The sequence below is a fragment of the Marichromatium sp. PS1 genome (assembly GCF_041155115.1).
Classification (GTDB): Bacteria; Pseudomonadota; Gammaproteobacteria; order Chromatiales; family Chromatiaceae; genus Marichromatium; species Marichromatium gracile.
Genome location: NZ_BAAFHB010000002.1, coordinates 653,707 through 671,887 on the forward strand (window position 1 = coordinate 653,707; position 18,181 = coordinate 671,887).

The 18,181-nt window shown below is 67.1% G+C and carries 13 protein-coding genes; 5 read left to right on the forward strand and 8 right to left on the reverse strand.

The features are described 5' to 3' along the window. The first annotated feature begins 5 nt into the window (after window positions 1-5). The 4 genes from ACAM26_RS04175 to purE all read left to right on the forward strand — a co-directional run bounded on the left by ACAM26_RS04175 (window position 6) and on the right by purE (window position 6,615). A complete protein-coding gene (locus ACAM26_RS04175) occupies window positions 6-2,249 on the forward strand; it encodes a glycosyltransferase (protein ID WP_369613172.1) in 2,244 nt (747 codons plus the stop codon). A 97-nt stretch (window positions 2,250-2,346) separates the two neighbouring features. After that, window positions 2,347-4,269: an acyltransferase family protein gene (locus ACAM26_RS04180; protein ID WP_369613173.1), complete on the forward strand. Its 1,923-nt coding sequence runs from the start codon at window positions 2,347-2,349 to the stop codon at window positions 4,267-4,269. Between the two features lie 682 nt (window positions 4,270-4,951). Then, on the forward strand, window positions 4,952-6,106 hold the full coding sequence (gene purK, locus ACAM26_RS04185; RefSeq protein ID WP_132228111.1) for a 5-(carboxyamino)imidazole ribonucleotide synthase: 1,155 nt from the start codon (window positions 4,952-4,954) through the stop codon (window positions 6,104-6,106). After that, complete coding sequence (purE, locus tag ACAM26_RS04190) at window positions 6,103-6,615, forward strand: 5-(carboxyamino)imidazole ribonucleotide mutase (protein WP_123139268.1); 513 nt, start codon at window positions 6,103-6,105, stop codon at window positions 6,613-6,615. Before purK ends, purE begins: the two co-directional genes overlap by 4 nt. A gap of 99 nt (window positions 6,616-6,714) precedes the next feature. Here purE and ACAM26_RS04195 read toward each other — a convergent pair whose 3' ends face one another. Together ACAM26_RS04195 and ACAM26_RS04200 are read right to left on the reverse strand one after the other, a co-directional pair. Continuing rightward, window positions 6,715-8,049 carry a peptidylprolyl isomerase gene (locus tag ACAM26_RS04195; RefSeq protein ID WP_123139269.1) on the reverse strand — a complete coding sequence of 445 codons (1,335 nt, stop codon included), beginning with the start codon at window positions 8,047-8,049 and terminating at the stop codon, window positions 6,715-6,717. Next, window positions 8,030-10,465 (reverse strand): LPS-assembly protein LptD, encoded by a 2,436-nt coding sequence (locus ACAM26_RS04200; RefSeq protein ID WP_326491008.1) that lies wholly within the window; start codon window positions 10,463-10,465, stop codon window positions 8,030-8,032. The genes ACAM26_RS04195 and ACAM26_RS04200 overlap by 20 nt, the downstream gene beginning before the upstream one ends. A 222-nt stretch (window positions 10,466-10,687) precedes the next feature. Here ACAM26_RS04200 and ACAM26_RS04205 point away from each other — a divergent pair, with 222 nt between their 5' ends. Beyond that, window positions 10,688-11,668 carry an aminoglycoside phosphotransferase family protein gene (locus ACAM26_RS04205; RefSeq protein WP_369613174.1) on the forward strand — a complete coding sequence of 327 codons (981 nt, stop codon included), beginning with the start codon at window positions 10,688-10,690 and terminating at the stop codon, window positions 11,666-11,668. 38 nt (window positions 11,669-11,706) lie between these two features. Here the strand turns inward: ACAM26_RS04205 and purD are convergent, their stop codons facing one another. The 6 genes from purD to prmA form a co-directional block, all read right to left on the reverse strand. Further along, window positions 11,707-12,999 (reverse strand): phosphoribosylamine--glycine ligase, encoded by a 1,293-nt coding sequence (purD, locus tag ACAM26_RS04210; protein WP_123139272.1) that lies wholly within the window; start codon window positions 12,997-12,999, stop codon window positions 11,707-11,709. 65 nt (window positions 13,000-13,064) lie between these two features. Next, window positions 13,065-13,841: an acyl-ACP--UDP-N-acetylglucosamine O-acyltransferase gene (gene lpxA / locus ACAM26_RS04215; RefSeq protein WP_123139273.1), complete on the reverse strand. Its 777-nt coding sequence runs from the start codon at window positions 13,839-13,841 to the stop codon at window positions 13,065-13,067. Between the two features lie 170 nt (window positions 13,842-14,011). Then, window positions 14,012-15,586, reverse strand: coding sequence for a bifunctional phosphoribosylaminoimidazolecarboxamide formyltransferase/IMP cyclohydrolase (gene purH, locus ACAM26_RS04220; protein WP_123139274.1), 1,575 nt, complete (start codon window positions 15,584-15,586; stop codon window positions 14,012-14,014). Window positions 15,587-15,690: 104 nt separating this feature from the next. Then, complete coding sequence (locus ACAM26_RS04225) at window positions 15,691-15,999, reverse strand: helix-turn-helix domain-containing protein (RefSeq protein ID WP_005221820.1); 309 nt, start codon at window positions 15,997-15,999, stop codon at window positions 15,691-15,693. After that, window positions 15,996-17,003, reverse strand: coding sequence for a tRNA dihydrouridine synthase DusB (gene dusB, locus ACAM26_RS04230; protein ID WP_369613175.1), 1,008 nt, complete (start codon window positions 17,001-17,003; stop codon window positions 15,996-15,998). The genes ACAM26_RS04225 and dusB overlap by 4 nt, the downstream gene beginning before the upstream one ends. After that, window positions 17,000-17,881 carry a 50S ribosomal protein L11 methyltransferase gene (gene prmA / locus ACAM26_RS04235; protein WP_123139276.1) on the reverse strand — a complete coding sequence of 294 codons (882 nt, stop codon included), beginning with the start codon at window positions 17,879-17,881 and terminating at the stop codon, window positions 17,000-17,002. Before prmA ends, dusB begins: the two co-directional genes overlap by 4 nt. Window positions 17,882-18,181 lie beyond the last annotated feature (300 nt).

An 18,181-nucleotide genomic window follows, 5' to 3' on the forward strand; every position in this document is an offset into this window, starting at 1 on the left:
CTACCGTGGAACGCGTGCTTTGCTTTGATGGGGGCCCTGCGACAACAGGCTTGACGGTGCGGGATGACTGTCTGGTCGAGAGCCTGCGCCTGCTGTTGTCGAATACTGCCTACGCGACCGGGATTCGACTCTATCTGCCTGGGTTTAGCCGGGGGATGAGCGAGCGGGAAGAGCAGGCGTTTTGCAGCGAGCTTTCCAGCCGGGTCGGCCTGGATCTCGCGCGCGATGATCGCATCGAGATCCACCCGCAGGTCAGCAACGGTCTCTCCGACATCCTGAGCACGCTGCCGGCCTCGGTCAGCGAGGTGATGGTTGTCGGCGCCGGCTTCCTGGTGCCGCCCGGGTGGGATACGCGGCTGCGTTCCATCGCCAAGGACGACGCCCTGATCGGCTGCATTTCTCCGCTTTGCATGGGGGTGCCGCCCCTCGATGACGGCGCTGGTCTCTCCGCGCGTGGATCGAGTTCAACGGGCGCGGTCGATGCGGCCGCCATGACCGCGTGGCTGGACAACGACCGGCTGGTTGCGGCGCTCGGCGCAACGCAACACCTACAGCTTCCCATCCTGTTCCCCCAGTGCTGTTACTTGACCGCGCAAGGGCTGTCCGCTCTACGGGCGGCAGACAGGGACCTGGACCCGGTCGTTTGTCTCGAGCGCGCCGGTCTCGTCAGCTTGGTCGCGCTGAATTTGCTGACTGCCAAACAGCGAGGCCTGGGTGAGTCAAGCGCGCTCTCGGCCTACATCGAGTCTGCGTCGAAATCCAGCAAGCTGCTCGGATGGCTGCGTACCAGGCTTGACGAGGGGCATGCGCCAGCCATCGATTCCGCAGCCGTCCGTTCATCGCAGCCGGTTCAGCTGCATATCGCTCATAGCTGGGGGGGCGGGCTCGGTCACTGGGTGGATGATTTCATCGCGGGTGATTCGAGTCGAGTCAACCTGGTCTTGAAGTCGATCGGGTCCTGGGGTGAGTTCGGGCAGCGTCTCGAGCTTTACAGCAGCTACAGTGCGATGCCGCCGCTCCGTGTCTGGTCACTGACCACGCCAATCACGGAGACGGCACTGGCCAACCTGGATTATCGCGCCGTCCTGCGCGAGATCCTCTCGGAGTATCAGGTCCAGGGCGTTATCGTCTCTTCGCTGATCGGTCACTCGCTCGATGTCTTTCGCACCGGCCTCCCGACCTTGCTGGTTGCTCATGACCATTATCCTTTCTGTATCGCGCTGTATTCCCGGTTCAACGATGTCTGCGCCAGCTGTGATGGCGAAAGGCTTCGGGCGTGCATGAAGGATAATCCTGGCCATCAATTCTTTACCAGTCGCGCCCCGGAGGACTGGGAGGCGTTGCGTGCAGCCTTTGTCGGGGTCTTGCAGGACAACCCCGTCACGCTGGTCACGCCGGTCCGTTCCGTGCTCGAGCGATGGCGTACCCAGATGCCTCAGCTCGAGTCCCTGCCTGCCCATGTCATTCCGCACGGCTTGGGGTTGTCGCCCAGCCCATCGCTCGCGGGAGAGGATGCGGGGCGGTTGCGTGTTGTGATTCCGGGAAAACTGAGTGAGGCGAAGGGCTTGAAGCTGCTCGAGCAGGTCCTGCCTGCCTTGGCTCGGTTTGCGGACATCTATCTGATCGGCTGTGGTGTCAGCGGCCATGTGTTCTCCAGCATTCCCGGCGTTCATCTCGTCGAGCACTATGCCCGGGGAGAGATTCAGGCCGAGCTTTCCGCCTTGCGCCCGCATGTCGGCTTGCTCTGTTCTCTGGTCCCGGAAACCTTTTCCTACACGCTTGGCGAGCTGCAGCACTATGGCATACCTGTCGTTGCCACCCGAGTGGGGAGTTTTGTCGATCGCATCGATCATGGTGAAACCGGTTTTCTGTGTGACCTGGATGCCGGGGCGGTTGTCGAACTGATGCGCGCTCTCGATGACGACAGGGAGGGTCTCTCCAGGGTGCGTGGCCGGCTCGAACAGACTCCGCCGCGCACCCTGGACGGGATGGTGGCGGATTACCACAGGCTCCTTCCGGTGGCGCCGGTGGCAAGAGGACAGGTCCTGTTCGAGGCGGGGCCCAGACAACTGGCAAAAGAAGCCATCTACATCAACCCTCAGTCGACCTATAAAATGGCCGCGTATGCCTTTTTCAAGTATTCGCTCATCAAGGTCGCGAGCAGTCCGAGACTACCGTCGTGGTTGAAGAGCGGGCTCGGGAAGACCTTGCGGCTTTTGAAAAGGCTCAAGGGCTCGTGTGAGCGTTGACGGCCATGCCTCTTGTTGGGAAGTGAAGATCCTTTCGCTTTTCGAATATTCATGATTTGTGCTTCCTGCTTTTCAGGCAGGGGGCAGGTTGTTTTTGATGGAAAAAGAAAAGCGTCCAAGTAAAGATTCTGGCTGTCATCCCGCATATCGTCCAGATATCGACGGGCTCCGGGCTGTCGCCGTTCTTTTTGTCGTTCTTTTTCACGCCTTTCCCAGCCATTTGAGGGGTGGCTTCGTTGGCGTTGACGTTTTCTTTGTGATCTCCGGCTTTCTTATCTCCTCGATCATATTCAAGAGCGTTGATGCCGGTGCTTTCAGTCTGTCCGATTTCTATGGCAGGCGGGTGAAGCGGATCTTTCCGGCGCTTTTCCTGGTGCTGCTCTCGAGTTATCTCTTTGGCTGGTATTTCTTGCTGGAGAACGAGTACGAGCAGCTGGGCAAGCATATTGCCTCTGGTGCTGCCTTTATCTCCAACATCGTTCTGTTTACGGAGTCGGGATATTTCGATAGTGCCGCCGAACTAAAGCCCTTGCTGCACTTGTGGAGCCTGGGTGTCGAGGAACAGTTCTATATCTTCTGGCCCCTGCTGGTCATGCTGGCATGGCGAAAGGGGTTAAGCCTTGCCTGGCTGATCGTTGGCGTGCTTGTCGTGTCTTTCTCTCTCGGTATCGTCACGACAAAAAACAACGAGGAAGCCGCTTTTTACCTTCCGCTGACCCGCTTTTGGGAGCTGCTTGCCGGGAGCCTGCTGGCCTGGCTGAAATTGTATGCCGAGCCGGTCAGCAATGCCGTCGAGACGGGCAAGGGCAAGGCATTTCTAAACAAGGCCAATGTTTTTTCCTTGGTTGGCGTGCTGTTTTTGATCGTTGCCGTAACACAAATCAACGAACGATCCGAGTTTCCGGGTTATTGGGCGCTGTTCCCTGTGCTTGGCGCCGTCTTGATAATCGCTGCCGGGCCTCAGGCATGGGTCAACGAGAAAGTGCTTTCAAGCCGACTCTTCGTGTGGGTCGGCCTGATCAGCTATCCGCTTTATCTGTGGCATTGGCCGATCCTTTCCTTCGGTTATATCCTCGAGGACGGCTCGCCTGCCGTGGCGACCCGGCTGCTCGGTGTCGCCGGGGCCTTCCTGTTGGCATGGTTGACCTACCAGTTCGTCGAGAAAAGGGTTCGCTCCAGGGTCGGTGGAAAGAAGATCCTGGTGCTGGTGTTCGCCATGTCGGGCATTGGCCTGGTTGGGCTTGCCACCTACCTGGGTAACGGGTTTGGATTCAGGCTGAATTCCAATCTTGCGATGGATGAGCAGGCGATAAAGCAGGAGCGGGAGCAGTATTGGTCGGAGATTTCGGGCAGCGGTTTCCGTGACGATGCGACGAATATACTGATCTTCGGGGATAGTCAGGCATTCGATATCTACAAGGCATTGGCGAACGACGATCGTTTTGGTCTGAAGATCTATCAGACCAGCTTTGAGTGCGCCGCCTTCATGATGCCGAAGTGGGGGGCTGAAAAGAACGCGGAGTCGTGTCGTCAGAACTTTGCGACGATGATCTCTTCGCCGGAGATACAGGACGCTGAAATCTTTGTCTATGCCGCTCACTGGCAAATGGCCGGCGAGCCGGAAGATGCGGAAGCATTCTATCGCCAGGCCGTCGCGGAAATAAAGGCTCTGAATCCTGAGATAAAGGTTGTCTTTTTCGGTCCGAAGCCATTGATCGGAGAGACATGGCTATCCATCAATGCGATCACCAAGGGGCAAAGATCGTTGCCCTTGATGAACGCATCGCTCAACGAGAAGAGATGGTTGAGACCGGAAGAAACGGATTATGCAAGGAGCATGGCAGGTCGTCTGGGTGTCGACTTTATCGACACCGAAGAGGTTTTCTGTGCTGGCGGATGTCCATTCTATGAAAACAACAAGTTTTCGTATTTTGACCAACTGCACTGGACTGAGTTTGGCGCTTCGCTGTTCATGACCAAGCTCAAGGCCCGCGGCGAGTTCCAGTCTCTTGTCCAGTAAGGGGTTTTCGTCCTGCGTCTGTTTGGCGATCCTTGTTTCTGACGGGGGGCTCGATCGCACAGGTTTGAAGCCCAGGGCGTTGATTGCAGCCAGCGGCGCCGGTGCGCTCGCCCGATGCTCAAGGGTCTCTTCGCTCAAGGGTCTCTTTCGGGGCTGTGCCCGGTGGCGGCATGGCGTGGCTGGCGTGGGGCGACACCTTGCCCAAGGGCCTGGAGCGGTTGCACCTCCGGTAACCCGAGACCGGGGGATCGGGCGGGAGACCTGGATGATCGACTCGATGCCGGTCCGTGCCATGCGCCTCGGCGCTGGCGGCGGACAAGAAGAGGGCGTAAGCGCCGCTGCGGCTGGCTGCCTGCGGACGTTTCGCAAATCCCGCGATCGCAACGCCACCGAGCGCCCGTTGGCAGGACTCAAGCCCTGTCGACGACCTGCCAGCCGTTACGACAAGTCGGCCCCCCGTTTTTCGGCGAGATTGAGGCTTGTTGGCATCCGCAGACGTCTCGGGCGCGAGGTTTTGCACGGAAGGTAAGACTGGAGACTCGCGGGCGCAGCCGATACCATGTCGTCTCAGCGTCCCCGCGACCGTCGCCCGACCCAGCCGATACGTCCACGCGCTGTCCTGACTACTCCCCTGTATTCTTTAGGGTTTTCCAATTTCTTCCACATCCCCGATCATTGCACTATGGATCGATTTTCCTTACCCATTGCCCGTATCGGCATCATCGGTGGTGGCCAGCTCGGCCGCATGATGGCCAAGGCCGCCAAGCGGATCGGCTGCACCTGCGTGGTGCTCGATCCGCAGCCGGGTTCGCCCGCGGCGCAGATCGCCGGTCAGCAGATCGTCGGTCACTATCATGATCCGGCCAAGCTGCGCGAGCTGGCCGATGCCTGCGACGTGCTCACCTTCGACATCGAGGACATCGGCACCGAGACCCTGGTCGAACTCGAGCAGGAGGGGCATGCGATCTATCCGGCGCCGGGGGTGCTGGCGCTGATCCAGGACAAGCTCACCCAGAAGCAGGCGCTGGAGGCGGCGGGGATTCCCACCGCGCCCTTCGTGCCGATGCCCGAGCCCACGCCCGAGGCCTTCGCCGCTTTCGGCTATCCGCTGGTGCAGAAGGCGCGACGCGGTGGTTACGACGGGCGCGGGGTGTCGATCATCAAGCGTCCGGAGGACTTCGACCGTCACCTGCCGGTGCCCTCGCTGGTCGAGCGCTTCGTGCCGGCGCGCAAGGAGGTCGCGGTGCTGGTGGCGCGTGGTCGCGACGGCGCCTGCCGTTGCTACCCGCCGGTGGAGATGTGCTTCCGCGCCGGCGAGAACGTGCTCGACATGCTGCTCGCCCCGGCGGCGATCGACGACAGCGAGGCCGAGGCGGCGCGCGCCCTGGCGGTGCGCACGGTCGAGGCGCTCGGCGGCGTCGGGGTGTTCGGTGTCGAGATGTTCCTCGCCGAGGACGGCTCGCTGCTGGTCAACGAGGTGGCGCCGCGCACCCACAACTCCGGCCATCACACCATCGAGGCCTGCGTCACCGACCAGTTCGAGCAGCATCTGCGCGCGGTGGTGGGGCTGCCGCTCGGCTCGACCGACCAGCTGGTGCCGGCGGCGATGATCAATCTGCTCGGCGCGCCCGGCTATCGTGGCCGGCCGGTGATCCGGGGGATGGCCGAGGCCCTCGCCATCCCGGGCGTGTGCGTGCACCTCTACGGCAAGGCCACCACCTCGCCGTTTCGCAAGATGGGCCATGTCACCGTGCTCGATACCGACATCGAACAGGCGCGCGAGAAGGCGCTGCGGGTACGCGAGCTGATCGAGATCACCGGGGAGGAGCAGGCATGAGCCAGGTTCAGGAACGCGCGCGCGCGCGAGTCGGCATCATCATGGGCAGCGATTCGGACCTGCCGGTGATGCAGGAGGCGGCCAACAGCCTGGCCGGTCTCGGCATCCCCTACGAGATGACCATCGTCTCGGCCCACCGCACCCCGCGTCGGCTCTACGAGTACGCCGAGCAGGCCGTCGCGCGCGGGCTGCAGGTGATCATCGCCGGTGCCGGCGGCGCGGCACACCTGCCGGGCATGGCCGCCTCGCTGACGCCGTTGCCGGTGATCGGGGTGCCGGTGAAGACCTCGACCCTGTCGGGCGAGGACTCGCTGCTGTCGATCGTGCAGATGCCCGCCGGGGTGCCGGTGGCGACGGTGGCGATCAACGGGGCGAAGAACGCGGGGCTGCTCGCGGCGCAGATCCTCGGCGCGTCCGACCCCGAGATCCGCGAGCGGGTGGCGCAGTACAAGCGCGACCTGGAGAAGCTGGTGATGGACAAGGTCGCCCAGCTCGAGGCCGGCGCCTGAGTCGCGACCTGCCTCTCGCCCCGGGCGCGCCGCGCGGCGCGCCCGTCACGATCCCGTCTCCTTCCGGCGCCGCATCCACGCGGCGCCGTCTTCGTCCGCTCAGGGCTCGAGGTCGTCGAGCCTGATCTCGATATAGGCCTCGTCGCGCAGCTGGCGCAGCCACTGCTCGATCGCCTCCTCGGCCTTGCGCTGTTGCAGCGCCTCGCGTGCCTTGATGCGCATCGCACCCTCGGCCGAGTCCTGGGTGCGGCGCTCCAGCACCTGCACCAGATGCCAGCCGAAGGGGCTCTGGAAGGGGGTGCTGAGCTGCTCCGGCCCGAGCCTGTCCATCACCTCCTCGAAGGCCGGCACGGTGTCGCCGGGATTGACCCAGCCGAGGTCGCCGCCGCGCAGCGCCGAGCCGGTGTCGTCGGAGTTGGCGCGGGCGAGCAGGGCGAAGTCGTCGCCGCCGAGGATGCGCTGGCGCAGCACCGAGAGACGGCGCTTGGCGTCGGCGTCGGAGACCAGCTCGTTGGTGCGGATGAGGATGTGGCGCACATGGGTCTGCTGCAGGTTGCCCGGCTTGGCGCCCTCGATCTGGCTGAGCTTGATGATGTGATAGCCGCTGGAGCTGCGGATCGGGTCGCTGATCTCGCCCTCGTTGAGGGTCAGCGCCAGGTCGGCGACCAGGGTCGGGGTGGCGCCGATCTCGAACCAGCCGAGGTCGCCGCCCTGCAGCGCGTTGCGCCCGTCGGAGTCGCGTGCCGCGAGTGCCGCGAAGTCGGCGCCGCCGCGTAGCTTGACCACCAGTTGCTTGGCCTTGCGTTCGGCCCGTGCGACCTGCTCGGCGTCGGGCTGCTCGGGCAGGGCGATGAGGATGTGTTGGAGACGCACCCGCTCGCGCTCGATCAGCAGGCTCGACTCGCGCTCGAGGAAGCGGTCGATCTCCTGGTCGGTGATGCGGATCTTGCTCACCACCTCCTGGTTCTGCAGTCGGCTGGTGAGGATCTGGTCGCGGGTGTCCTCGCGGAAGTCGGCAAAGTCGATGCCGCCGGTCTCGAGCGTGGCCTGCAGCTCGGCGATGGTGAGACCGTTGCGCGCGGCGATGTCGCCGAGCGCCTCGTTGAGGGTGGCCTCGTCGACCTCGATGCCGAGCGCGCGGGCCTGCTGGCGCTGCAGCCGCTTGAGGATCAGGCGATCGAGCACCTGTTTCTCGAGCTGCGGACGCGGCGGCGCGGCGGTGCCGGCGCGCTGCATCTGCGGCAGCACCAGTTCGATCTCGCGCTCGACCTCGCTCTGCACGATGACGTCGTCGTTGACCACGGCGACGATGGCGTCGAGCGCCTCGACCGCGGCGGTGGCGGGCGTCGCGCCGAGCGCGAGCGCCAGGGCGAGCGCGAGGCCGCCGAGCAGGCCGGCCCAGGGGGCGGGCCGGTTAGTCCGTGTGGTACCCATAGATTCCTCTTTCCAGGAGCTTGTCGATCGGGTTGCCGAATGAACCGAGACCGGCAAGCTCCAGTTGCAACATGACGCTGGTGCTGCCGTCGCGCTCGGAGCTGGTCTTGAGGTGCTGTCCGAGCAGGCGCAGGCGCCAGCAGCAACGTCCGTACTCGATGCCGGCGAAGGCCTCGATGGTCTCGTCGTTGAGCATCGAGTAGAGCCAGCGCCCGACCAGCCGGGTGCGGTCGCCGAGCGGGAGCTGGAAGGAGAGGTCGGCGTCCTCGTAGCGTTCGGATCCGGTCTGGTTGCCGAGGTTGTAGCGATAGCTGAGGTTGACCAGACGGTTCGGTTCGGGGGCGTAGCGCAGCTGCAGCACCCGCTTCTCCCACGGGTCCTCGGTCTCGTTGGGGTTCCACTGCACGCTCGCCCGTGCGCTCCAGTCCTGGCTGAGCCGGGCGGCGAACTCGCCGGCGACCGAGGAGCTGACGTCCTCCTCGGCCTCGTCGCCGTAGAGTCGCACGCGGCGCGAGTCGAAGTAGTAGATCTGGCCGATGCTGGCGCGGAACAGTTCGCGCCCGCTGTCGTCGGCGATGGTGCGCGAGGTCAGGCCGAGGGTGAGACGGTTCTCGTCGCCGATGCGGTCGTAGCCGGTGAAGCGGTTGGCGCGGAACAGGCTGGCGAAGCTGAAGTCGAGCGCGGTGGTGTCGAAGCGCGGGGTGTCCGACTGGTCCTCGTAGGCGGTGAGCAGGTAGTAGATGCGCGGCTCCAGGGTCTGCAGCGCACTGCTGCCGAACCAGTTGGTCTCGCGCTCGAAGACCAGCTTGCCGTCGAGATCGAAGCTGGGGATGAGGTGCGAGGGGCGCTCGGGCAGGCCGTCCTGCTGGTCCTGCAGCTCGTAGCCGGTGTAGTAGACCCGTGCCTGGGGGATGAGGTAGCCGAAGCTGCGGCGTATCGGGATGCGCACCGAGGGCACCGCCACCAGGCGGCTGCCGTGGACGGCGTTGCTGTGGTCGAAGTAGTCGTACTGGCCCTGGAAGCGGTACTCGAGCAGGCCGTTCCAGCGCTGCGGGTCGAGTTCGAGTTCGAGGTGCGGGAGCTGGCCGTAGGGACGGTTCTCGGGGGTGATGCTGGTGTCGACGGTCTGGAACTGCTGCAACCGGATCAGGGTGCGCCAGCCCTCGCCGGTATAGCCGAAGTCGGCACGCTGCGAGAGGTTGCGCAGGCTGGTGACATCGAGCCGGTTGCCGAAGTCCTCCAGGTACTGGTCGTCGGAGGCCGAGGCGTAGTCGATCGAGCTGTACCAGCCGGCGTAGTAGCCGTTCTGCAGCACGCGCAGCGCGCCGCGCACCCCTTCCTCGGGGTTCTTGCGGTCCTCGGGCAGCAGCTCGGCGTTGATCTCGATCTGCTGGTGGGGCGAGAGATAGCGGAACTGGCCGCCGAGCATCAGCCCGCGGGTGCTCATGTAGCGCGGCATCAGGGTCGCGTCCATGTTGGGCGCGATGTTCCAGTAGTAGGGGATGGTGATATCGGTGCCGGTCTCGCTCGACGAGCCGAACGAGGGGATCAGCAGGCCGCTGCGCCGCCGATCGTCGATCGGGAAGCGCAGATAGGGGGTATAGAGCACCGGCACGTCGGCCACCCGCAGCCGCGCGTTGCGCGCCACGCCCATGCCGCTGTCGCGGTCGAGCTCCAGGGTGGAGGCGCGGATCGACCAGTCGTCGTTGCCGGGCGCGCAGGTGGTGTAGACGATGTCCTCGTAGCGACTCCGCGCCGGGTCGAGCAGCTCGGCGCGGGTGGCGCTGCCGCGCAGGTTGGCGCTGCCGGAGAGACGGTAGCGGGCGTGCTCGATCTCGCCGGTCTGGGTGTCGAGGTTGTAGTCGGCACGATCGCCCTGGAGACGCAGCCCGCGATAGTCGAGGAAGACGTCGCCGCTGGCCTCGGTCTGGCCGCTGGCGCTCGCGTAGGTGGCGCGGTCGGCCTCGAGACGCTGGCCCGGGCGGGTGATCTCGACGGTGCCGCGCAGTTCGATGCGCTCGCCCCGACGGTCGTAGTCGACCCGGTCGGCGACGATGTCGATGGGGGTGGTGTCGTCCTCGTTGCCGAGGATGGAGACGTTGGCGCCCTTGCGCGGGCCGCACTGATCCCACTCCAGCCCCCGGTGCAGATAATCGACGCTGGCGCGCGCCGCGCCGGGCTGCGGGACGGGCTCCTCGGGCTCGGCCGGGAGGCTGTCATCGGGGGCGAGCGGGCTGAGCGCGACCAGGTCGGGCAGACGGATCGCCGAGAGCATGGCGCGCAGCGTCGCCAGGGTGCCGCCATCGCTGGATTCGGACTCCGGGCAGTCCTGGGTGCAGTTCGCCGCGCCCGGCGCGGAGACGGCGAGCAGGGTCGCCAGCAGTGAGGCGCGCACGCCCTGTTTGAAGTCGACCATGGTCGCCATGCGTCTGACGGGCTGGTTGGTGAGCGGGTGGACGGATCCGGTTGGAGGCTGCAACGATGTCATATCTGGGCCATACCATCAATCGCGATCATGCCCCGTCGAACGGCGAGCTGGGCCGTCCCGGAGCCGATCCCGGCGTTGCGCGCACGCGCTGGTGGCTGGATCATTGCGCCTCCCTCTGTGTTTTCACCGACAACCCACCGGAGTTCCCCCTTGGCCGACCGCGACGCAGCGCTCCACGCCTGGCTCGATCAGGTGCTCGAAGGGGCGCCCTTCCTGCTCACCTCGGCCTCGGCCGACGCGAGCTTCAGGCGCTATCTGCGGGTCCATCTCGACGATCGTACCCTGATCGCGATGGACGCCCCGCCCGAGCACGAGGACTGTGGCCGTTTCGCGCGCCTGGCGCGACGGTTGCGCGAGGCCGGGCTCAATGCGCCCGGGGTGCACGCCGCGGCGATCGAGCAGGGTTTCCTGCTGCTCGACGACCTCGGTGAGCGGCCCTATCTGCAGGTGCTCGACGAGACCAACGCCGACCGGCTCTATGGTGAGGCGATGGACGCGCTGCTGACGCTGCAGACGGCGGTGGCGACCGACGACCTGCCGCGCTACGACGCCGCCTTCCTCGGACGCGAGCTGGGGCTGTTCCGCGACTGGTTCCTCGAACGCCATCTCGGGCGCGCGCCCGACGCGGCGACCACGGCGCTGCTCGATGCGCTCGACCGGGTGCTGATCGACAGCGCGCTCGAACAGCCGCAGGTCTGCGTGCATCGCGACTATCACTCGCGCAACCTGATGTGGCTGGCCGCCGACAACCCCGGCGTCCTCGATTTCCAGGACGCGGTGCTGGGGCCGCTGACCTATGACCTGGTGTCGCTGCTGCGCGACGCCTATATCAGCTGGCCGGAGGCGCGCGTCGAGGGTTGGGCGCTCGACTTCCGCCGGCACGCGCTGGCGCGCGGCGTCCTCCCGGTGGCGAGCGCCGGCGGTCGCGACCCGGCGCAGTTCCTGCGCTGGTTCGACCTCATGGGGGTGCAGCGTCACCTCAAGGTGTGCGGGATCTTCGCCCGGCTCGCGCTGCGCGACGGCAAGCGGCAGTATCTCGACGACCTGCCACGGGTGCTCGACGCGCTGCGCACGGTCGCCGCGCGCCATCCCGAGCTGGCCGGGCTGGCGCGGTTGCTCGACGGGCTCTGAGTCGCGCCGGGCGCGGGCCCGGCGCGCTGGCCGAGCGCTCAGTCGTCCGCGCGCTCGCGGGCGATGGCGCGGTGGCCGATGTCGCGACGGCAGAAGCAGTCGTCCCAGCAGATCTGGTCGACCCCGGCATAGGCGGCGGCCTGGGCCGCCGAGACGTTCTCGCCGATGGCGGTGACGCAGAGCACGCGCCCGCCGCTGGTGCGCACCTGCTCGCCCTCGCGCGTGGTCCCGGCATGGAACACCTTGGCGCCGGTGGCCGCGGCGGCCTCCAGACCGAGGATCTCCTTGCCCTTCTCGTAGCCGTCCGGATAACCGCCGGCGGCCATCACCACGCCGAGCGCGGGGTTGGGGTTCCAGGCGGCCTCGATCCGGTCGAGCCGACCCTCGAGCGCGGCCTGACACAGCGCGATCAGGTCGGAGTCGAGACGCATCAGCAGCGGCTGGGTCTCGGGGTCGCCGAGACGGCAGTTGAACTCCAGCACCTTGGGGGTGCCGTGCTCGTCGATCATCAGCCCGGCGTAGAGGAAACCGGTGTAGGGCGTGCCCTCGGCGGCGAGCCCGGCGACGGTCGGCTCCATCACCTCGCGCATGATGCGGGCGTGGATCTCGGGGGTGACGATCGGTGCCGGCGAGTAGGCGCCCATGCCGCCGGTGTTGGGACCGCGGTCGCCGTCGTCGCGCGCCTTGTGGTCCTGCGAGGTGGCGAAGGGGAGGATGTGCTCGCCGTCGACCATGGCGATGAAGCTCGCCTCCTCGCCGCGCAGGAACTCCTCGATCACCACCCGCGCCCCGGCGCTGCCGAAGCGCCCGGCGTCGAGCATGTCGCGCACCGCGGCCTCGGCGGTGGCCAGATCATCGGCGAGGATCACGCCCTTGCCGGCGGCCAGGCCGTCGGCCTTGACCACGATCGGCGCGCCGATCTCGCGCAGATAGGCGAGCGCCGGCTCGATCTCGGTGAACACGCCGTAGGCGGCGGTGGGGATCTGGTGACGGGCGAGGAAGTCCTTGGTGAAGGCCTTGGAGCCCTCCAGCTGGGCGGCGTCGCGGCGCGGGCCGAAGCAGGCCAGCCCGGCCTCGGCGAAGGCGTCGACCACGCCGGCGACCAGCGGCGCCTCGGGGCCGACGATGGTCAGGCCGATCTGCTGGGCGCGGGCGAAGTCGACCAGCGCGGCGATGTCCTCGGCGGCGATCGCCACGTTCTCGATCTTGGGTTCGAGCGCGGTGCCGCCGTTGCCGGGGGCGACGTAGACGCGTTCGGCGAGCGGGGACTGGGCGGCCTTCCAGGCCAGCGCGTGTTCGCGCCCGCCGCCACCGATGATGAGGATCTTCATGGGGTTGCTCCAGACGCGGCCGCTGGCCGCGCGATTGGCTGTGTGGGTTGGGTTCGGTTCGCGGCTCAGCCGAGCGAGATCAGCCCGCGTCGACTCGACTGGATGAAGCGCACGATGTGCTCGGTCTCGGGGCCGGGGTGCTCGCGCTCGGCGCGCACCAGCGCCTCGGCCAGACGCAGCCCGGAGCGGAACACCAGCCGGTAGACCGCCTTGATGCGACTGCGCTGCGCCTGATCGAAGCCGCCGCGGCGCAGCCCGACCACGTTGAGCCCGACGAAGCGGGCGCGGTGGCCATCGGCGAGGGCGTAGGGCGGCACGTCCTGCGACACCCCGGTGACCCCGGCGATCATCGCGTAGGCGCCGATACGGGCGAACTGGTGGACCGCCACCTGGCCGGAGACGAAGCAGTGGTCCTCGACGGTGACATGACCGGCGAGGGTGGCGCCGTTGGCGAGGATGTTGTGATCACCGACCTGGGCGTCGTGTCCGGCGTGGGAGAAGGCCATCCAGAAGTTGTGGTCGCCGATGCGGGTGCCCTGCTCGGACTTGATCCCGCAGCTGATGTTGACCCCTTCCTTGAAGTGGTTGTGGTCGCCGATCACCAGCGGGGTGGCGCGCTCCGGGGTGAAGCTCAGGTCCTGCGGCTCGGCACCGAGGGTGACGCCGTGACAGACGCGGTTGTGCGCGCCCATGCGGGTGTTGCCGTAGATGCGCGCGCAACTCTCGATACGGCACTCGGGACCGATCACGGCGCCGGACTCGACGATCGAGTAGGGGCCGATGGTGACGCTGGGGTCGATCTCGGCCCCGTCCTCGATGATGGCGGTGGGGTGGATGCGCATGGTTCGAATCCGCTGCTCCGATGCAGATGGAACCGCAAAGGCGCAAAGGACGCCAAGGCTCTTCTCCGGGAGCGGCCTGTTGCCGCCCCCGGTGTCGGGATGCGCCCAGGGCCTCCCTCAAGATCGCTTTGCGTGCTTCGCGTCTTTGCGGTTCAGATTGATGCGCCGGCCTAGTGGCGGAAGTGGCGCATCCCGGTGAACACCATGGCCATGCCGTGCTCGTTGGCGGCGGCGATGGTCTCCTCGTCGCGCATCGAGCCGCCGGGCTGGATGACGGCGGTGATGCCGGCCTCGGCGGCCTGGTCGATGCCGTCGCGGAAGGGGAAGAAGGCGTCGGAGGCCATCACCGATCCGGCGACCTGGAGGTTGGCGTGCTCGGCCTTGATCGCGGCGATGCGCGCGGAGTTGACGCGGCTCATCTGGCCGGCACCGACGCCGATGGTCATGCCGTCGCGACCGTAGACGATGGCGTTGGACTTGACGAACTTGGCCACCCGCCAGGCGAACAGCAGGTCGGTGAGTTCCTGCTCGCTGGGCTCGCGGGTGGTGACGGTGCGCAGCGCGTCGTGGAGCGCGAGGTCGGCGTCCTGCACCAGCAGGCCGCCGTTGACGCGCTTGTAGTCGAGCCGGGCGCCGGGCTGGGCCGACCACTCGCCGCAGACGAGCAGACGCACGTTCTTCTTGGCGGCGACGGCCACCGCGGCCTCGGGGGCGACGCTCGGGGCGATGATCACCTCGACGAACTGACGCTCGACGATCAGCTTCGCGGTCTCGGCGTCGAGTTCGCGGTTGAAGGCGATGATGCCGCCGAAGGCCGACTCGGGGTCGGTCGAGAAGGCGCGCTCGTAGGCCTCGCGGATGTTCGCGCCGATGGCCACGCCGCAGGGGTTGGCGTGCTTGACGATGACGCAGGCCGGGGCCTCGTCGAACTGCTTGACGCACTCGAGCGCGGCGTCGGTGTCGGCGATGTTGTTGAACGACAGCGCCTTGCCCTGGAGCTGGTGGGCGGTGCTGATGCCGGCCTCGGCGCGCTGGTGCTCGACATAGAAGGCGGCGTTCTGGTGCGGGTTCTCGCCGTAGCGCATCGACTGGTGACGCACCAGCTGCAGCGAGAGGGTGCGCGGCAGGGCCACCGGGGCCTCCTCGCCTTCGCTCCGGGCCTCGGCGCGGGCGCCGAGATAGTTGGCGATGGCGCCGTCGTAGCGGGCGGTGTGCTCGAAGGCCTTGGCGGCGAGGTCGAAGCGGGTGGTGTCGCTTACCCCGCCGTGCTCGGCCAGCTCGGCGCCGACGCGGGCGTAGTCGGCGGCGTCGACCACCACGGTGACGTTGGCGTGGTTCTTGGCCGCTGCGCGCAGCAGGGTCGGGCCGCCGATGTCGATGTTCTCGATCGCCGTCGGCAGGTCGCAGTCGGGACGCGCCACGGTCTGCTCGAAGGGATAGAGGTTGACCACCACCAGATCGATCGGCTTGATCCCGTTCTCGCGCATCACCCGGTCATCGGTGCCGCGACGACCGAGGATGCCGCCGTGGATGTTCGGGTGCAGGGTCTTGACGCGCCCGGCCATCATCTCGGGGAAGCCGGTGTAGTCGGAGACCTCGGTGACGGCGATGTTCTGCTCGGTGAGCAGTCGCGCGGTGCCGCCGGTGGAGAGGATTTCGACGCCTCTGGCCGCCAGCTCCCGGGCGAAGTCGACCAGGCCGGTCTTGTCGGAAACGCTGATCAAGGCGCGATTGATGGGTTGCATCTGGTGTAGGTCCGGATCGGTTGGTTGGTACTGGATGGATGCTGATCGATTCCCCGCGGGGAATCAATCGGTCGGCGTCGCGGTCGACGCCGGCGGGGGTGCGCTCAACGCTCGCGCTCGACCCCGTAGTCGTTCAGCCGCTTGCGCAGGGTGGTGCGGGTCATGCCGAGCATGCGCGAGGCCTGGCTGAGATTGCCGCCGGTGTGCTGGAGCACGGTCTCGAACAGCGGACGCTCGACCTCCTCCATCACCAGGGCGTAGAGATCATGCACGTCATGGTCGCCCATGTTGTCGAGATAGGCGCGCAGGGCGAGGCGCACGCACTTGTTCAGCGGGTCGGAGTGGTTGGCGTCCGTCACCCGGAGCCCCGTCGAGTTCGGCTCCGATGCGTTGCCTGCAGCCTCTGTCTTCATGCTGCGTCTGTCTCCGTGTCGGGGCATTGATCGAAGAACGCGAGCACCTGCGCGAGTTGTTGCGCCGGCGTCTCGGTCCGGTTGATTTGGTCTCTAAAGCGCGCCGCACCGGGGAGGTGGCGGCTGTACCATGCGATGTGCTTGCGCGCGATGCGCACCCCGCCGTGGTCGCCGTAGAACTGGTAGAGCTGCTCGAGGTGTTCGCGCAGGAGGTCCCTGATCCAGGTTCGGGGGGGCGGGGCCGGGTCGGACGTGTCGCCCGTGGCCAGTGCGGTGGCGATGTCGCGGAAGATCCAGGGGCGTCCCTGGGCCGCGCGCCCGATCATGATAGCATCGGCGCCGGTGTAGTCCAGAACCGCGCGCGCCGAGCGCGCGTCGCCGATGTCGCCGTTGGCGATCAGGGTGATCGGCACCTGCTCGCGGATGGCGCGGATGGTGTCGTACTCGGCCGGCGCGGCGTAGCCGCAGGCGCGGGTGCGCCCGTGCACGGTGAGTGCGGCGATGCCGCTCTCGTGCGCGATGCGGGCGATGTGCGGGGCGTTGCGCGCCTCCGGCGCCCAGCCGGTGCGGATCTTGAGCGTGACCGGTACTTCCACCGCCGCCACCACCGCCTCGAGGATCGCCGCCACCAGCGACTCGTCGCGCAACAGCGCCGAGCCGGCGGCGACCTTGCACACCTTCTTCGCCGGGCAGCCCATGTTGATGTCGATGATGTCGGCGCCGTGGGCGACGTTGATCCGCGCCGCCTCGGCCATGGCCGCGGGGTCGGCGCCGAGGATCTGCGCCGAGACCGGTCCGTGCTCGTCGCCGAAGTCGAGTCGGCGCACCGACTTGCGGGTGCCCCACAGCGCGGTGTTGGCCGAGATCATCTCCGAGACCGCGAGCCCCGCGCCGAGACGGCGGCAGAGGGTGCGGAAGGGGCGATCGGTGATGCCGGCCATCGGCGCCAGCACCAGATTGTTCTCCAGTCGGTGCGGGCCGATCCGGAAGGGGCGGGCGCTCATGTCGAGCGGCGTCCGCTGATCCGTACCCAGTCCTCGCGCTGACAGGTGGGATCGAGCGCGATCGTCTCGGCATAGGCCGCACGCACCGTCTCGGCCTGCTCGGCGAGCACGCCGGAGAGCACCAGCGCGCCGCCGTCGCCAACCGCTGCGATCAGCCGCGGGGCCAGCTCGACCAGCGGGCCGGCGAGGATGTTGGCCAGCACGATGTCGGCCTCGCCCTCGGGCTGGGCGTCGGGCAGATGGCACTCGATGCGCTCGGCCACGTCGTTGGCCGCGGCGTTGTCACGGGTGGCCTGGAGCGCCTGGGGGTCGTGGTCGACGGCGACGGCGCGCGCGGCGCCGAGCTTGAGTGCGGCGATGGCGAGGATGCCCGAGCCGCAGCCGTAGTCGAGCACCGTCTTGCCGGCGAGGTCGGCGCCGTCGAGCCACTCCAGACAGAGCGCGGTGGTGGCGTGGTGCCCGGTGCCGAAGGCCAGCCCCGGGTCGAGCGCGACGATGACCGCGTCAGCGGCCTCGGGCGACTGGCCGTGCGGACAGACCCACAACCGTTGACCGAAGCGGGTGGGTTTGAAGGTGTCGAGCCAGACGCGCTCCCAGACCTGATCCTCCAGCCGCTCGACCACGGGCGGGACCGGCAGACGGGTGCCGAGGTCGCCAACGAGCGCGGCGACCAGCGCGCGGCTGGCGGCATCGTCCTCGAACAGCGCGGTGGTCGTCACCTCGGTCCACAGCGGGGTCTCGCCCGGCCCCGGCTCGAGCTGCGGCTCGTCGCCGGCATCGCCGAAGGTCACCGACAGCGCGCCGGCCTCCTCCAGCTCGATGGCGAGCCGTTCGGCCTGTTCGCGGGGGGCATCGAATCTGAGCTGAAGCCAGGGCATGGGGCGAGCGTCCTCTGAAACAAACCTGAAATCATAGCATCCGCGCGCGAGGCTGGGGCGGGTGGCGATCAGCTTCCAGCCGCCAGCCGCCAGCCGCCAGCCGCCAGCCACCAGCCACCAGCCACCAGCCACCAGCCACCAGCCACCAGCCACCAGCCACCAGCCACCAGCCGCCAGCCGCCAGCCGCCAGCCACCAGCCACCAGCCACTTGCTGCCAGCGTCGTAGGATGGGCAAAGCGCAGCGTGCCCATCGAGGCGCACGCAGGCGCCGGGCACGCTGCGCTTTGCCCGGCCTACGG

What these genes read in the sequence shown, in the direction of transcription:
- purE (WP_123139268.1), top strand. Translation starts at nt 6,103, where the DNA reads ATGAGCCAGGTTCAGGAACGCGCGCGCGCGCGAGTCGGCATCATCATG.
- ACAM26_RS04200 (WP_326491008.1), bottom strand. Translation starts at nt 10,465, where the DNA reads ATGGTCGACTTCAAACAGGGCGTGCGCGCCTCACTGCTGGCGACCCTG.
- dusB (WP_369613175.1), bottom strand. Translation starts at nt 17,003, where the DNA reads ATGAGCGCCCGCCCCTTCCGGATCGGCCCGCACCGACTGGAGAACAAT.
- lpxA (WP_123139273.1), bottom strand. Translation starts at nt 13,841, where the DNA reads ATGCGCATCCACCCCACCGCCATCATCGAGGACGGGGCCGAGATCGAC.
- purK (WP_132228111.1), top strand. Translation starts at nt 4,952, where the DNA reads ATGGATCGATTTTCCTTACCCATTGCCCGTATCGGCATCATCGGTGGT.
- ACAM26_RS04225 (WP_005221820.1), bottom strand. Translation starts at nt 15,999, where the DNA reads ATGAAGACAGAGGCTGCAGGCAACGCATCGGAGCCGAACTCGACGGGG.
- prmA (WP_123139276.1), bottom strand. Translation starts at nt 17,881, where the DNA reads ATGCCCTGGCTTCAGCTCAGATTCGATGCCCCCCGCGAACAGGCCGAA.
- purH (WP_123139274.1), bottom strand. Translation starts at nt 15,586, where the DNA reads ATGCAACCCATCAATCGCGCCTTGATCAGCGTTTCCGACAAGACCGGC.
- ACAM26_RS04180 (WP_369613173.1), top strand. Translation starts at nt 2,347, where the DNA reads ATGGAAAAAGAAAAGCGTCCAAGTAAAGATTCTGGCTGTCATCCCGCA.
- ACAM26_RS04195 (WP_123139269.1), bottom strand. Translation starts at nt 8,049, where the DNA reads ATGGGTACCACACGGACTAACCGGCCCGCCCCCTGGGCCGGCCTGCTC.
- purD (WP_123139272.1), bottom strand. Translation starts at nt 12,999, where the DNA reads ATGAAGATCCTCATCATCGGTGGCGGCGGGCGCGAACACGCGCTGGCC.